At 70.7% G+C, this 15,402-nt stretch carries 11 protein-coding genes; 4 read left to right on the forward strand and 7 right to left on the reverse strand.

Features of this window, described 5'->3' with window-relative positions:
• Window positions 1–637 precede the first annotated feature (637 nt).
• Window positions 638–1,966: a sodium-dependent transporter gene (locus tag H596_RS0115470; protein ID WP_027285650.1), complete on the forward strand. Its 1,329-nt coding sequence runs from the start codon at window positions 638–640 to the stop codon at window positions 1,964–1,966.
• 10 nt (window positions 1,967–1,976) lie between these two features.
• On the opposite strand, the gene H596_RS0115475 is transcribed toward H596_RS0115470, so the two are convergent.
• The 3 genes from H596_RS0115475 to H596_RS0115485 form a co-directional block, all read right to left on the reverse strand.
• Entirely contained in the window at window positions 1,977–3,659 is a 1,683-nt protein-coding gene (locus H596_RS0115475; protein ID WP_027285651.1) for a cation:proton antiporter, read from the reverse strand.
• Window positions 3,652–4,587, reverse strand: coding sequence for a universal stress protein (locus H596_RS0115480; RefSeq protein WP_051213219.1), 936 nt, complete (start codon window positions 4,585–4,587; stop codon window positions 3,652–3,654). Before H596_RS0115480 ends, H596_RS0115475 begins: the two co-directional genes overlap by 8 nt.
• Window positions 4,588–4,749: 162 nt before the next feature.
• Entirely contained in the window at window positions 4,750–5,379 is a 630-nt protein-coding gene (locus H596_RS0115485) for an exopolysaccharide biosynthesis protein (RefSeq protein WP_084602875.1), read from the reverse strand.
• A gap of 58 nt (window positions 5,380–5,437) precedes the next feature.
• On the opposite strand from H596_RS0115485, the gene H596_RS0115490 reads away from it, so the two are divergent.
• Entirely contained in the window at window positions 5,438–6,151 is a 714-nt protein-coding gene (locus tag H596_RS0115490; protein WP_156910147.1) for a DUF2459 domain-containing protein, read from the forward strand.
• 27 nt (window positions 6,152–6,178) lie between these two features.
• Here H596_RS0115490 and H596_RS0115495 read toward each other — a convergent pair whose 3' ends face one another.
• From H596_RS0115495 to H596_RS0115510, 4 genes are all read right to left on the reverse strand, one after another.
• Window positions 6,179–7,255, reverse strand: a complete 1,077-nt coding sequence (locus H596_RS0115495; protein WP_027285655.1) for an NAD(P)-dependent alcohol dehydrogenase — start codon at window positions 7,253–7,255, stop codon at window positions 6,179–6,181.
• Window positions 7,256–7,290: 35 nt separating this feature from the next.
• Window positions 7,291–7,983, reverse strand: coding sequence for a CBS domain-containing protein (locus tag H596_RS0115500; protein ID WP_027285656.1), 693 nt, complete (start codon window positions 7,981–7,983; stop codon window positions 7,291–7,293).
• A 46-nt stretch (window positions 7,984–8,029) separates the two neighbouring features.
• Window positions 8,030–8,329 carry a helix-turn-helix domain-containing protein gene (locus tag H596_RS23490; protein WP_084602877.1) on the reverse strand — a complete coding sequence of 100 codons (300 nt, stop codon included), beginning with the start codon at window positions 8,327–8,329 and terminating at the stop codon, window positions 8,030–8,032.
• A gap of 150 nt (window positions 8,330–8,479) precedes the next feature.
• Complete coding sequence (locus H596_RS0115510; RefSeq protein ID WP_169579880.1) at window positions 8,480–11,125, reverse strand: AMP-binding protein; 2,646 nt, start codon at window positions 11,123–11,125, stop codon at window positions 8,480–8,482.
• A gap of 432 nt (window positions 11,126–11,557) precedes the next feature.
• On the opposite strand from H596_RS0115510, the gene H596_RS23055 reads away from it, so the two are divergent.
• Together H596_RS23055 and H596_RS21950 are read left to right on the forward strand one after the other, a co-directional pair.
• Window positions 11,558–12,382: a universal stress protein gene (locus tag H596_RS23055; protein WP_027285658.1), complete on the forward strand. Its 825-nt coding sequence runs from the start codon at window positions 11,558–11,560 to the stop codon at window positions 12,380–12,382.
• 90 nt (window positions 12,383–12,472) lie between these two features.
• Complete coding sequence (locus tag H596_RS21950) at window positions 12,473–15,220, forward strand: HAD-IC family P-type ATPase (protein WP_051213223.1); 2,748 nt, start codon at window positions 12,473–12,475, stop codon at window positions 15,218–15,220.
• The last annotated feature ends 182 nt before the right edge of the window (window positions 15,221–15,402 follow it).

Here is a 15,402-nt window from a genome sequence, read left to right on the forward strand (position 1 = left end):
TCCGCCCGGCGCGGCTATCCGCACCGCCGCCGTCACGCTGTCCTTGTGAACATCAAGCCCCGCACAGCGGGGATGCAGCACTTCCATCGCTCTCTCCTCCTCTGCCAAGACCGGTGGAGAAGGCCCAAGAAGGGAAGTCTAGACAGCGCGCTCCCAGGCGTCGCCGCCCTTGGCGCAAGCGAGGGTGCTCGGGGCCTTCCGGGTCCAACTGATACGCGGGCTCTGGCGCACCATGACCATGCCGACCTCGCCACCAGCCAAATCACAGTGCCACAGTTTCATCCACGGCGGGTCGGGATCGCCGGTGGGTAACTGATACCCTGGCTTGCTCCGAAGGGGCGCGTCGCTGCCGAGCGGGGGTGACCCGAGCGGACCGATCCGCAAGAGCTTCCCGCCACGAGTTGCCCGTTGCCGGCGCGACAAGCCTTCGCCATGGTATCCGCAGGCGGTAGCGCCGGTCGCGCAAGCGGCTTCGCCGCCGCAGCACTCCGGCCTGGCATCGGGACCCGCGGCCACCCAATCGCTGTCGCCGCGAAGGACGTCGTAATGTTCATCTCGGGCGCCGTCGGCCCGGCCCCGTGGCGCCGGACGAGCGAACTCGCGGGAGACCGGGGCATGCAGGCGCGGTGCGCGCCGCATGCGTGAGCAGTGGGGCAGCCAGGCTGGCTTCATCCTGGCCGCGGTCGGCTCGGCGGTCGGGCTCGGGAACATCTGGCGCTTCGCCTATGCGGCCGGCGAGAACGGTGGCGGTGCGTTCCTGTTGGTCTACCTCTTCGTCGTGCTGACGCTCGGCGTGCCGCTGGTCGTCGCGGAGATCGCCATCGGGAAACATGGCAGGGCGGACGGCGTCACTGCCTTCGAACGCCTTGCCCCCGACTCCGCCTGGCGCCGAGTCGGCTGGCTCGGCGTGGCGGGTTCGGCGCTGATCCTGGCTTATTACTCCGTCATTGCCGGCTGGGCGCTGCGCTACTTCTTCGCCGCCGCCCGTGGCACGCTGTGGGACCGTCCGCCAGGCGGCTTCGCCGAGGGCTTCAGCGCCTTCATCGCCCATCCGATCGAACCGCTCGGCTGGCATGCGGCAATGATGGCGCTCAGCATGGCCGTCGTCGTCGCAGGCGTCGCGCGCGGGATCGAGCGGGCGTGCCTGTGGCTGATGCCCATGTTGGCGCTCATTGTCGTGGCGCTGGCTGGCTTTGCCCTGACTTTGCCGGGCTCCTCCGGAGGCGTCGCGTTCCTCTTCGGCCCGACCTGGTCGGCGCTGCTTGACCCGCGCGTCATCCTCGCCGCCATGGGCCAGGCCTTCTTCTCGATCGGCCTCGGCATGGCGGTATACATCACATATGGCGGCTATCTGCGGCCAGAGCAGCGCATCCCCGGTCCGGCCGCGGCGATCGTCGCCTGCGACACCACCTTTGCCATCATCGCGGGGCTGGCGATTTTCCCAGCCGTCTTCGCCTTCGGCGGCAACCCGGCAGCTGGTGCGGAACTCGCTTTCATCACCCTGCCCGACATCTTCCTGGCCATGCCGGGCGGCAGGGCGGTGGCGATCGCCTTTTTCTTCCTGCTGAGCGCCGCAGCGCTCACCTCCATGATTTCGCTCATCGAGGTCCCCGTTGCCGCCCTGATGCAGCGTGCCGGACTGCGGCGCCGCGTGGCCGTACTCGCCGTCGGCGGCGCCGCGCTGCTGGGCGGCGTGCCGCCGGCGCTCGGTTACGGGCCGCTCGCGTGGCTGAACGTGACCGGCCGGCCGCTGCTGGAGGAGGTGGACCACGTTGTCTCCAACCTCATTCTGCCGCTGGCCGGATTTGGCCTCGCGCTATTCTTCGGCTGGGTGCTGCCCGCTGGCACGGCGCTGGAACTTGCGGGGATACGCGGCGTAGCCGGGGCGCTACTGCTATGTGCGATACGCTACCTCGCGCCGGCCTTCATCCTTGGATTGATGTTGTTCCGGCTGGCCTCAGGCTGATCCGGCCCAGTCACGTAGCCGGCCCGCATGTGATGCGCTCGGCGGCGCGCGCGGCAGCGTCATGGAAGGGCAACAGCACAAGATCGGCACCGCGCCGCAGCAGCTCCTGCGCCTCCACCTCCGACTGCGCCGTGACCGCGACACTCCCGCCGAAGCGCTCGCCGCGCAGCACAGTGATCAGGGTTAGGTTGTGGTCCTCATGGGTCAGCCCGCCGGCGCGGCTCGGTATGGCGGAGATCGCCCAGCGCGCATGCGCGAGCGGCAGCGCTGTCATGAGTTCCGGATCGGTCGCATCGCCATAGATCGCCTGATGGCCGGCGCGGCGCCACGCGCGCACCGCCTCGGGGTCGAAATCAACCCCCAGCACCGAATAGCCGCGCCGGCGCAGGTTCTCGGCGATCGCGCAGCCGAAGCGGCCGAGCCCGAACAGCACGACGTCGGGACGCACGACCTGCCCGTGCGGCGCATCTTCCGCTGTCGCAGCTTCGCGCCACGGATGCGCGCGCTCGAAGACCCGCAGCGGCCGGTCGAACCAGGCGGCGAGACGATGCGAATGCTGGATCATGTAGGTAGAGAGCGTGATGGTGGTGATTCCGACCAGGGTGACGAGACCGAGCGCAGGCTCCGCCACATGGCTGAGCGCCACGCCCATGGCCATCAGGATCAGCGAAAACTCACTGATCTGCGCGACCGTCAGCCCGGCGAGGAAGCCGGTGCGCCGCCGGTAGCCCATCGCCCCCATGATCGCGACGACGATCAGCGGGTTGCCGATCAGCACGAAGGCCGCGAGCAGCGCTGCGGCGCCGAGCTGCCCGCCCATCTCACCGAGGTCCAGCCGCGCACCGAGCGCGATGAAGAAGAACAGCAGCAGGAAGTCCCGCAGGCTCGACAACCGGGCGGCTATCGCCTCGCGGAAGCTGGTCGAGGCGAGCGAGACGCCGGCGAGCAGCCCGCCGAGTTCCTTGCCCAGGCCCACCATGTCGCCGATGGCGGCGAGCAGCGCCGCCCAGCCGATCGCGAAGCCCGCCAGAAGCTCGGGCGAGCCGGCCAGCCGCGCCGTCAGCGGTTCCGCGACGAAGCGGATGACCAGGCCCACGAAAACCAGCATCGCGGCCCCGCCCGCCGCCACCTGGACCAGCCCGCCGAGCGCCGCCGCCTGCCCCACCCCGACCGCCATGGCCGAGACCACCACCATGGCTAGCACCACCACAATGTCCTGAACGATCAGGAAGCCAAGCGCGATGCGGCCGTGCAGGCTGTCGATCTCTCGCTTGTCCGACAGCAGCTTGACGATGATGATCGTGCTGGAGAAGGTCAGCGCGACCGCGACGTAGAGACTGGTCACGGCATCGAGGCCGAGCAGCAGGCACAGACCGAAGCCGATCACCGCGGTGAACATCACCTGGCCGAGGCCTGTGGCGAGCGCCACGGCACCGAGGCTGCGCACGAGGCCGATATCGAGCTTGAGGCCGACCAGGAACAGCAGCACGGCGATGCCGAGTTCGCTCAACAGCTCGATATGGACATCGGAGCGCGCGATGTTCAGCACGCCCGGCCCCGCGAGGATGCCCGCGCCGATCAACCCGACGATCAGCGGCTGGTGGAGCAGCCGCGCGACAAGGCCGGCGCCCGCGCCGAGGGCCAGCAGAGCGGCGATCTCATAAAAGACCGAGGCCGCGATCAGCTCAGTCACGACTGGCTACCGGGGGGCGCCCGCGGGCGTACTCAGGCGCCTCGGGTGGGACGGCAAGGACGTCGCAGCGCGCCGCCGCAAGCACCTCGGCCGCCACGCTTCCGAGGACGGCGCGGCGCAGGAAACCCGCGCCGGCAGTGCCGATGACGACGAGGTCGGGGCGTGACTGCTCCGCGGCCTGCACGATGGCCGCCGCCGCCCGCCCGGCCACCACGCGCTGCTCTGGCCGATACGGCAGGCCGAGCGTGGCGACGCAGGCGGCCAGCGCGGCGGCGGCCTCGCGCGCAGCATCGGCTTCGTGCGCCGCCACGGCGGCCGGCGGCGCGTCGGCCAGTGCCAGCGCGCCAAGGCCGGGCGGCTCGAAGGCGTGCAGCAGCGTCAGTCGCGCGCGGTCGAGCAATCCCAGTCGTACCGCGACATGAAGTGCCCGCGTCGCATGCTCGGAAAGGTCGGTGGCGGCGAGCACTTGGCGGTATGGACCGGCCGGCGCCCGATTGACCATCAAGACCGGGCAGCGGCCGTGGCGCATGACCCGCTCGACCGTGGTGCCGACGAAGATGTCGCGCAGCGGTCGGCGCCGGTGCTCGCCGAGCACGATGAGTTCGGCCTTCCACGTCTCGGCAACGCGCAAGATCGCCTCGAAGGGGTCGCCTTCCTCGATCAGCGGGAGAATTGGAAGCGCCGAGGCCTGTCCGAGGGCGGCGACCTGCTCGTGAAGGATCGCCGATGCCTCGCGACGTTCGGCCTCGACGAGGCGACGCGGCTGGTCGTCGTCGACCGCGTGCAGCACGAGCAACTCCGCGCCCGTCTTGGCGGCGATGAGCGCGGCGCGGCGCAGCGCGCGGTCGGCGCGCGACGAGAGATCGGTGCCGGCGAGGATCCGCCGGGAAGCGCGCCCCTGGTCGATGTTGCCATCCAAATCCGGCATCTGCCTGTTCCTCCGATTGCTTCGACGCCATTTGCGAGGCGCCGATACGGCCGCCACGCGCTTGTGCTGCGCCCGCAAGGAGGCAGGGCAACGCGCTGCCCGCCCGCCGTCGCCGCTGGTGGGCGCAGCCCTGGCGCGAGGCCGCGCCAACAGCCGCATCCGTCACCACCAGCCGAGCGCCACGAGTGCGAGATGCAGCGCATAGACCGTCCCTGCACTGATGGCGAGGACCCATGCCAGCGCCAGCAGGCCAAGGCAGAGGGCGACGAGCACCGCCAGGCCGTCGCGCGCGAGCAGGCCGAGACCGAGCAGGATCAGCGCGATCCCGGGGGGCTGATTGCCGAACGGTACCGGGGGGATGAGGGCGAGCCCCAGCAGGCCGATGCTCGCCCCAATTAGCGGCCGGGCGGCCGCGCCGGTGAGCCAGCGCAGCCGCCCCGGCCGCAGCCACCGCTCGACTCGCTCCACCAGCGGCAGCGCGCGCCGGAACACGGCGGCGAGGGCGTTGTGGGGCAGGCCGATGCGCAGCAGCACCCCCGGCAGCCGGAGCCGCCTCGCGCCCAGGCCGAACTCCACGCCGATCAGTATCAGGAGCGTTCCCGCCACCGGGCCGGTAGGCAGGACGGGGATCGGCAGCAACGAGGGGAGCGCCAACAGCACCACCGCCAGCGGCACGCCTGCCGAGCCCAGCCCATCCAGCAGCATGCCGATGGTTGTCGCCTGTCCGGCCTCGGCCTGGGCCGCGACACGGCGCAGCGCCATTGATGCCGGGTGATAGGATGTCGCGGTCATCGCAGTGGCGCACGACGAGATGCGCCCGCTTCGCGCCGCACAGGCGCGTGGCTAGGACTTGGCCAACGCCGCGCGGCTGCCGATTTCAGGTGGCATGCTGCCACGACGCACCCTCCTCGCCTTGCTTCCCTCCGCCTGCGCCGCGACGCCCCGACAGCGCACGGGACCGCCGGCGGGGACGGGCAACTCCCTCGTTGTCATCGCCGAATCCTGGCATACTGAGATCTGCCTCCCGGCTCATGCGCTGGTCTCCACGCCGCTCGCGCCGCTGCGGGCCGGTGCCCCGGCGGCAGAGGCCTTCGGCTTCGGCTTCGGGCTCGAGAGCTGGATGCGGGCGGATCGGCCCGGCCTGAATGAGGCGCTTGAAGCGTTGGCCAGCGGCCCCGCGGTGGTCTCGATCCGCGCGCTCGATGGCTCGGTGCCGCCGGGGGCGGAGGAGATGGTTGCCCTCCGGGTCCCCGAAGCCGGCATCGCCGCCATCGCCGCCTTCATCGCCGGCCAAATCTCCGAACCTGTGCCGCCCTCCCTGCCGGCGGGCGCCGGGCTCAGGCTGGTGCCCTCCTCCATCGCCTACTCGCTGCACTTCACTTGCAACACATGGGTCATGCGCACCCTCGCCGAGGCCGGGCTGCCGGTCCCGGTCGCCGGGATCGTCCTGCGCCGCCAAGCCATGGCGGCGGTTCGGGCGGAGGCGGAGCGTCAGGCGCGCACGCCCCGGGATGCGGGAGGACGCGCCGCGGATCACGCCGTACGAGGCCAGCCGCGGCCATGACATGGCCTGATCGTCCCGGCACCGCGGTCACGGCACGATCGCAACTTTCATTACCCCATCCCGCTGGTGACTGAAGAGATCGTAGGCCTCAACGACCTGGTCCAGCTTGAAGCGATGCGTGACCAGCGGCTTGAGGTCGAGCCTCCCATTCGCGATGACCTCCATCAGCCGTCGCATGCGCTCTTTGCCGCCAGGGCAGAGCGTCGTGACGATGGTATGATCGCCGAGGCCGGCGGCGAAGGCGTCATACGGAATTGTCAGGTCGGTCGAATAGACGCCGAGCGAGGAGAGCGTGCCGCCCGGCCGCAGGACGCGCAGCGCACCCTCGAAGGTGGATTGAGCGCCGAGCGCCTCGATCGCCACGTCGACGCCGCGCCCATCCGTCAGGCGCATGATCTCCTGCACCGGATTGACCTTGGAGAAATCCACCAGGTGGTCGGCGCCGAGGCGGCGCGCGATGGCGAGCCGCTCGGGCACGCGGTCCACGGCGATGATGGTGGTCGCGCCCATCAGCTTCGCCCCGGCAGTCGCGCACAGGCCGATCGGTCCCTGGGCGAAGACCGCCACGGTGTCGCCGATCTGCACCTTGCCGCTCTCGGCGCCCGAGAAGCCGGTGGACATGATGTCGGGGCACATCAGCACCTGCTCGTCCGTTAGATTGTCCGGCACCGCGGCGAGGTTCGTCATGGCATCGGGCACCAGCACGTACTCGGCCTGGCATCCGTCGATCGTGTTGCCGAAGCGCCAGCCGCCCATCGGGCGCCACCCGTGCTTCGTGCCTGCGCCGTCCTGGCTGCACCGCCCGCAGAGGCACGCATTCGACCAGCCGGAAGGCGTGATGGCGCCCGCGATCACCCGCTGGCCTTCGCGGTAACCCTTCACGCCCGATCCAAGGCGCTCGATCACGCCGACCGGCTCATGGCCGATCGTGAGTCCCTCGGCAACCGGATACTCACCCTTCATGATGTGCACGTCGGTGCCACAGATCGTTGTCGTGGTGATGCGGAGCAGCGCGTCGAGCGGGCCGACCTCGGGGACGGTCTTCTCGCGCAACTCGATCTTCCCCGGTTCGACGAAGACGGCGGCCTTCATGGTCTTGGGCATCGGCATGCTCCCTCGAAGTGGACGTCTCGGCGCGCCTAGCGCGCTCCGAGCAGGAAGGGTGGCGGCGCGGAGAACTCGGTCTCCACGCGCTTAACGCCGGGCAGTCCCTCGGCAAGCACCCGAAGGGCGCGGCGGATGTCCTCGGAGCCGCAGAAGCCGTGCAGGCGCACGACACCGTCGGCGACGTCGAAGAACATGAGCTGTCTGTCGAACCAGGGCTGCGCGCGCAGGGCGGTGGACAGGGCGCGCCGGATCTCGGCATCCGATCTCGCGACGGCAGTTCCACCATCGCAGATGATGAGCGCGCGCAACAGGTCTGCGCGGGAGACAATCCCCACCAGGACGCCGTCACGCAGCACGGGCACGCGGCGCACGCCGCGCGTCTCCATGATGTGCGCGACCTGCTCCGCCGTCGCATCCTCGCCCACGCTTGCCACTTCCATGGTCATGGCATCCTTCACCGTGCGGCCGTGGATGCGGGCGAAGCGCGCGGCGTCCGTTTCCGGCGCGCGGAACAGGCTGGCGAACCAGCCCGCCTTTGGCGACGCCGAATCGGCGAGCCTTTTGATCAGGTCGCCCTCGGTGATGATCCCGACCAGCAGCCCGTCATCCCGCACCACCGGCGCGCCCGACACGCCGCGTTCGGCCATCGCGCGAGCCGCGGCTTCCAGGCCCATGTCCGGCAGGAAGGTCAGCAGGCCGGTCGACATCAGATCACGCGCGAGCATCTCGCTTCTCCTTTCCGTGGCCCGCGCCGTGACGGACCGCTTTCGATCAATGATTGCATCGGGAGCCTCGGGGCCGTAACCCGTCACAGGGCAGATCTGATGCTGTTTCGTCGCCCAGGGCTTCGACCTGGGTTGTTCCAGTGCCGACGGCGCCAAGGGTAATCGGCTCCCGGCAGGTCTCGTGAGCGGCGAGAAAAGCCTCGAGGTCGCGTGGAATCACGCGCCACTCGCGGCCGAGATCGATGGCGCGGAGCTCCCGGAGCCTGATCCAGTGACGGACGGTGGCCTCCGACACCTGAACCACGTCCGCGACTTCCTTCATGGTCAGGAACCGTCGCGTGAGCATCGTGCTCCTCCCGGTTGCACGCTCATCAGGGTTGCAAGATTGCCCGTGAGCAACACTGGCCCACATTGATGTGCATCAACGCCCTTTGGGCCGTATCGAGTGGGCTTGAGTGCCGCCCCGCCGTTGTCGCGCGGCAACGCGACCACCGGCTCACGCATCGGGTGCGCCGATCGCCGCGGCGATCCGCTTCCGCAGGGCGTCCGCGATCCGCCGGGCCTCGGTGTCGCCGGTCCCTTCCGCGGCCAGGTCGGCCGGCATGCACGGAGCGAGGAACTCCACCGAGAGGCGGCGGAACCGCGGCAGCCGGCGTGATCTCGGCCAAGCCTCGAAGGTCCCGCGCAGCACGACCGGGACGACCGGCACGTTCCGTGGCGCGAGCACGACGCCGATGCCGGGCCTGAACGGCTGCAATCGCCCGTCATGGGACCGGACCCCCTCGGGGAACCAAGTGAGCGCGTGGCCGCGCAGCAGCGCCGCACTGCCGAAGGCGAGGCTCGCCGCGGTGGCGCGCCCGGCATCGACGGGAAGGATGCCGGCCATTCGGGCGAAGGCGCGCCGCACGGGCGAGGTGACGATGAGCTCGCTCCAGCCGGCCCAGTACATCCGTTCGAGCCGCGCCGGGTCCAGCGCGGCGGCGATCGCGAAGGGATCGAGGTAACTCGCATGGTTCGGCGCGAGCACGAAGGGGCCGCCGGCGGGAAGCCGGTCGGCGCCGCGCACGGTCAGCCCGAACAGCCGGCGGAATACCACGCGGTTCACCGCCGCGAGCGCGCGCCCGACCATCAGCCGGGCGCCGCCGCGCGGGGCAAGCCAGCGCAGCTGGGCCTCGTCCAGCACGCGCTCGGGCTCGTCGAGCGGCACCCCGGGATCGGCCCCGGCATCGCCGCCCTCCGCGACCCGCACCAGCAGGTCGCGCACGGTGCGGATCTCGGCGATCGTCGCGTCGGACAGCGTGACGCCGGCCCGCTCAGAGACATCGAGGGAGAGGTCGAGCCAGCCGATCGAATCGATCCCGATGTCGAGCTGGAGGTCGCTGTCCGGTCCGATGCGGCGGTCGGCGAAGCGCTCGCCGAGCAGTCGGAAGGCCGCCATCGCCTGGTCGTTCTCGAGCAGCGCCCGGTCGTCGGCGGAGAGGCTGTCGATCGGCACGAGGCCGGGCGCGCGGCCGGGACCCTCGCGGCCCGCCTCCGCGGCGCGCGCATAGGCCTGCGCGATGAGGTGGCGGCGCGGCTTGCCCAGCCTCGTGCGCGGGATCGGCTCGGTGGTCAGGCGGTATTCGGCGAGCCGCTGGTAGGTCGGCAGGCCGCGCGAGACCTCGCGCACGGCCTCTCGGACCGCCGCTTCGCCCCCGTCCTCGGCCCGCGCGGCGCGCGCCGGCACGATCAGCCCGGCGAGGCGGCCCTCGTGCTGGAGCACCGCGATCTCCTCGATCGCCGGATGCGCCTGGTGGGCGTCCTCGATCTCCTCGGGCTGGAGGTTCTTGCCGCCCTCGGTGACGATCACCGTCGACAGCCGCCCGGTGAGCTGCAGCCAGCCCCCTTCGTCGAGCCGGCCGAGGTCGCCGGTGCGGAACCAGCCATCGGCGGTGAAGGCCTCTGCCGTCTTCTGCGGCAGCGCATGATAGCCGGCGAAGACGCCCGGGCCGCGCGCCAGAACCTCGCCCTCGGCGGTCCCGTCGGCCGCGCCCTCGATCCGCAATTCCGTCTCCGGGATCGCGCGGCCGACGGTCTCGAAGCGCATCGCGCCCGGCGGGTGGATGGTGAGCATGGGCGCGGTCTCGGTGAGCCCGTAGCCGCTCGCCACCTTCCAGCCAAGCGCCTCCATCGCCCAGGCGGTCTCGGGCCGCAGCGCGGCGCCGCCCGAGACGACGATGCGCAGCGTGGGTCCGAGCCGGCGGTGCAGCGGGGCGAAAAGCGTCGGCCCGATGCGCCAGCCGAGGCGCCGGCGCAGCAGGCGCGACAGCCCGAGCGCGGCACGGAACAGCGCCTGCGCGGCACCCCCGCCGCGCCGCATCCGCTCGGCCAGCGCGCCGACGAGGGCATCGAAGAGCCGAGGCACGCCGATCATGACCGTCGGCCTGCCGGATTGCAGCGCGGCGAGCACCTGCGCGCCGGTGAAGCCCGCCGGAAGCACGACGGCGAGGCCGGCGGAGAGCGGCGTGAGCACGCCGAGCACCAGCGGATAGACGTGGTGCAGCGGCAGCGGCAGCAGCACGCGGTCGTCGACGGTGACGACGCCCGTGCCGGCGAGCACGCGGAGCTGGTAGATGAGGCTTCCGTGCGTCAGCGGCACGCCCTTGGGCGGCCCCGTGGTGCCCGACGTGTAGAACAGGATGGCGCGATCCTCGAGCCCGACCGGAGCGAAGGCGGCCTCGCGGCCCTGCTCCGGCGTGTCGTCCTGGGCCAGCGGCAGCGCGCGCACGCCCTCCTGGCCGAGCGGCCTGCCCAGCCTTTGCGCCGTGGACGGCGCGACCAGCGCGACGCGCGCCCCGCTGTCGCGCAGCACATGGCGGAAGGTCTCGGCGCCGAGCGTGGCGTCCACCGGGACCACGCAGGCGCCGCAATGCAGGATGGCGAGGCAGGCCTGGATCCAGTCCGCGCCGCCCGGCCCGCAGAGGATGACGGGATCGCCCGGCCCGACGCCGGCATGCACGAGACGGCGCGCCCGGCGCTCCACCTCGGCGGCGAGGTCGCGGTAGCTGACCAGCCGCATCCGGCCCGGCTCGAAGGCGAGGATCGCATCGCGCGACCCGCCCCGCGCGAGGTCGTGCACCGCAGCCTGGAGCGTCGGGGGCAAGTCGCGCGATCTATCCATGGATGTCATGCCGTCCTGATACTCCTGATACTCCTTGCAGCGCGCCGTAATGCTCCTCGCGGCGCTGTCGGGTGCGAAAACGCACGCAGCGGCGACCGGGCCCTTCGCTCCGTCGAGCCCCGCCAATCAGTCACTCTCGCCCGGAACGGCCGCCGTTTCCAGGGAAGCGTCGGCAAATGCCGCTGGCCGGCATTGATGTGCATCAATGCTCGTCGGGAGCCGTTGGGTGCACCTGGGCGCCGTTGGCCACGAACGGCGGCGGGCTCGGACCGACGGCGTGACTATGCGCGGAAGGACAAGCGGGGGCGAACGGAGGGCGTTCCGCCCCCCGGTCGCGTGCCATGCACTTGAAAACCCGCCTCGTGCGTGCCTCATGCGGCGGGGTCTGAATTAAACGCAAAGGAGGCCGGGATCGTGGCCATTACGACAATCGCGCTGCATGTGGAGCCGGACACGCTCGGTGCTGTGGATGCGTCCATCGCACTGCCTCTGGCCCTGGCGGAGGCGCACTCCGCGCATGTTGCGGCGCTTGTGTTCGCAGCCAGCCTCTATCATGCCGAGCCGGCGGGAGGCGACGCCGGCATGCCGGAGGCCGAGCAGGCGGCGCGCGAAGACGGCGTGGTGCTGCACGTCCGGTCGGCACTCGAGGCGCGAGGCCTGCGCTTCGACGTCCGCGGCCGCAGCAGCTTCGCCTACGGTGTGGGAGAGGTCCTCGCGGACCAGATGCGGGTCAGCGACCTCGGTGTCATGTCCTTCGGGTCGGGCGCCGACATGGGCAAACGCTGGGTCGCCACTGGCGGCATTTTCTCCTCCGGGCGCCCGATGCTGCTCGTTCCGCCGAGCCAAACCGCCCCGTCCGTGCCCGCGCGTATCGTTGTGGCCTGGGATGCCTCGCCTGCCGCTGTGCGCGCGGTCCACGGCGCACTGCCGTTCATGAAGCGGGCGGAGACGGTGACGGTTGTGAGTGTCACCGACGATAAGGAGTTCCGCCCGGGGCAGTCAGCGGTCGAACTGACCCATCTGCTGGCGCGGCACGGCGCGAAGGCCGAGTTCCAGCCGGTGCAGCGCGGCAACGGCGGGGTGATGCCCGCAATCCTGGACGTTGCGCGGAACATCCAGGCGGACATGATGGTGATGGGGGCCGTCCGCCACGCGCCCCTGCACAATCTTCTGTTCGGCAGCGCGACGATGGACTTGCTCGACCGGGGGCCGGCGATGGCTACGTTGCTCGCGGCCTAGATCGGCGCACGACCCGAACCGCGGAGGCTTGGCGTCCGGTGCCGCGCCGCCGGACGCAGCTTGGTCTCTCGACTTCAGAGGAGATGCGACATGTCACTTCCGCCGGCCGCGGAACGGGGACGCGGACCGACCGCGGATGGCCCCACCTGGCACAGCCTCGAGACGGAGGAGGCGCTGGGCCGTCTTGGTACGGGGTCTGCGGGCCTCACACGCGGTGAGGCCGCCCGGCGCCTCGCCGAGCACGGCCCGAACACCCTTCCGGCGGCAGCCGCGCGCAGCGCCCTCCTTCGCTTCCTGTCGCATTTCAACAACCTGCTGATCCAGGTCCTGCTCTGCGCGGCGGCGATCACCGCCGCGCTCGGCTACTTCAAGGACGCCATCGTCATCCTTTGCGTCGTGCTGGTGAACGCGACCGTCGCCTTCATCCAGGAGGGCCGGGCGGAGCAGGCGCTCAACGCGATCCGTGATATGCTCAGTCCACACGCCTCGGTCCTGCGCGATGGCACGCGCGTGACGGTCAGCGCGGCTGAGCTTGTGCCGGGCGACGTAGTACTGCTCGAGCCGGGCGACCGCGTTCCCGCCGATCTGCGGTTGCTGCGCGCCCGCGGCCTGCGTGTCGAGGAAGCGGCTCTGACTGGCGAATCCGTACCCGTAGACAAGACGACCGATCCCGTGACCTCGGGCGCGCCGCTCGCCGACAGGACGTCTATGGCATTCTCAGGCACGCTGGTCGCCGCGGGGCAGGGAATGGGCATTGTCGTCGCCACGGGCGCCGCAACGGAGATCGGCCGCATCAGCGGCATGCTCGGCAGCGTTCAGACGCTGATGACGCCACTGCTCCGCCAGATGAATGCCTTCGCGAAGCGCCTGACCGTCGTTATCCTCGGGTTGGCAGTCCTGATCTTCGCCTTCGCGTGGCAGATGCGCGGTTTCGGCTTCGAGGAAGCCTTCATGGCCGTGGTCGGTATTGCGGTCGCCTCCATCCCCGAGGGGCTGCCGGCGGTGATGACCATCACGCTCGCGATCGGTGTGCGGCGCATGGCTGCGCGAAACGCCATTGTGCGGCAGTTGCCGGCGGTCGAGACGCTCGGTGCGGTCTCGGTCATCTGTTCCGACAAGACTGGCACGCTGACGCGCAACGAGATGGCGGTCGCGGTGGTTGACGCCGGGTTCGGGCGGTTCGAGGCCTCGGGTTCCGGCTACGCCCCGGAAGGCACGGTGACCCATGCGGGCGAGACCCCGGGGCCGGCCGCGAGAAGCCTGCTCCAGGAGCTCGCCCAGGCCGCCGCGCTGTGCAACGATGCCGCGTTGCGCGAGGGCCCGGATGCCGGCTGGATCGTCGCGGGGGACCCGATGGAGGGAGCCATGCTCGCCTTCGCCGCCCGCGCCGGATTGGCGCCGGAGGCGACGCGTCTGCGACATCCGCGCCGCGACGAAATCCCCTTCGACAGCCGCCATCGCTACATGGCGACGCTGCATGCCGGCCATGAAGCGGCCTTCGTCTGCGTCAAGGGCGCGCCGGAACGCGTGCTCGACATGTGCGCCGCCGTCCGGCGCGAGGACGGCGCCGCGCCGCTCGACGCGGCAGCTTGGCGCCTCCGGGCCGAGAACCTCGCGGCCGAGGGCATGCGCGTGATCGCCGTGGCGACGAGGACCGACCTGCCGCACGGTACCGACACGCTGTCGCCCGCCGACATCGAGGGAAAGCTGGTGCTTCTGGGCCTCCTCGGGCTGATCGACCCCCCGCGTGAGGAGGCGGTCGCGGCGGTGGCGGAGTGCCAGGCCGCCGGCATCCGGGTGAAGATGATCACCGGCGACCACGCCGCGACCGCAAGCGCGATCGCGCGCCAAGTCGGCCTGCTGGGGGCCGACAAGGTCGTCACCGGCGCGGAACTCGACACGATGGACGACGCGACATTGCGCACGCGCGCAAGAGAGAGCGACGTCTTCGCCCGCACCAGCCCCGAGCACAAGCTGCGCCTGGTCGAGGCGCTGCAGTCAACAGGTGCCGTCGTCGCCATGACCGGCGACGGCGTGAACGACGCTCCAGCGCTCAAGCGCGCCGATGTCGGGGTGGCGATGGGCCGCAAGGGCACGGAGGCCGCCAAGGAGGCGGCCGAGATGGTACTGGCCGACGACAATTTCGCGACCATCGCCGCGGCCGTGCGCGCCGGGCGCACTGTCTACGACAACCTGACCAAGACCGTCACCTTCCTGCTGCCGGTCAACGGTGGCGAGGCCATGAGCATCGTGTTGGCGATCCTGCTGGGCACGCAGCTGCCGATCACGCCGACGCAGATCCTGTGGGTGAACATGGTGAGTTCGGTCGCGCTGGCGCTCACGCTTGCTTTCGAGCCGACTGAGCCCGGCACGATGCGTCTGCCGCCGCGCCCGGCCGGCCAGCCGCTGCTGACGGGCTTCGTGGTCTGGCGCATCGTCTTCGTCTCGCTGCTGTTCTTCGGTTGTGTCTTCGGCATGTTCAAATACGCCACGGCGCAGGGCATGTCGGTCGAGGCGGCGCGGACCATGGCCGTGAACACGCTGATCGCGGCCGAGGTCGCCTACCTGTTCAGCGTGCGCTACCGGCACGGCGTATCGCTGACCTGGCGCGGCGCGCTCGGAACGCCTGCGGTGCTGATCGGCGTCGCTGCGGTGGTGGTGCTGCAACTGCTTTTCACCTACGCCGCGCCCATGCAGGCGCTGTTCGCATCACGGCCGCTCGACCCGCTGACGGAGGGGTTGCCGGTGCTTGCCGTCGCTGTTCTGGTCCTGCTTCTGCTCGAAGCCGAGAAGGCGCTGATGCGTCAATGGGGCCGCGCCAAGCGCGGGCGCGATTGAATCACGAATCGCGAAAGCTGTGATGCTTGCGCGCCTCCGAGGCGTTTTGACCGCTGCGCTTGGACCCCAGGACTCGCGCTCCGCGCAAGCTGCCTCGATCGCGTATCCCCGTGTCGGGATTTATCATTGCTGGTCGTCCGGATCGCACCAGCCGGACGCCACGGGTGCCGATGCACGCGCTG

It is taken from the genome of Rubritepida flocculans DSM 14296 (assembly GCF_000425365.1).
Lineage (GTDB): Bacteria > Pseudomonadota > Alphaproteobacteria > Acetobacterales > Acetobacteraceae > Roseococcus > Roseococcus flocculans.

Excerpts from the sequence above, each read along its gene's own strand:
- H596_RS0115470 (WP_027285650.1), top strand. The coding sequence starts at position 638 with ATGCGTGAGCAGTGGGGCAGCCAGGCTGGCTTCATCCTGGCCGCGGTC.
- H596_RS0115500 (WP_027285656.1), bottom strand. The coding sequence starts at position 7,983 with ATGCTCGCGCGTGATCTGATGTCGACCGGCCTGCTGACCTTCCTGCCG.
- H596_RS0115485 (WP_084602875.1), bottom strand. The coding sequence starts at position 5,379 with ATGACCGCGACATCCTATCACCCGGCATCAATGGCGCTGCGCCGTGTC.
- H596_RS23490 (WP_084602877.1), bottom strand. The coding sequence starts at position 8,329 with ATGCTCACGCGACGGTTCCTGACCATGAAGGAAGTCGCGGACGTGGTT.
- H596_RS21950 (WP_051213223.1), top strand. The coding sequence starts at position 12,473 with ATGTCACTTCCGCCGGCCGCGGAACGGGGACGCGGACCGACCGCGGAT.
- H596_RS0115495 (WP_027285655.1), bottom strand. The coding sequence starts at position 7,255 with ATGCCCAAGACCATGAAGGCCGCCGTCTTCGTCGAACCGGGGAAGATC.
- H596_RS0115480 (WP_051213219.1), bottom strand. The coding sequence starts at position 4,587 with ATGCCGGATTTGGATGGCAACATCGACCAGGGGCGCGCTTCCCGGCGG.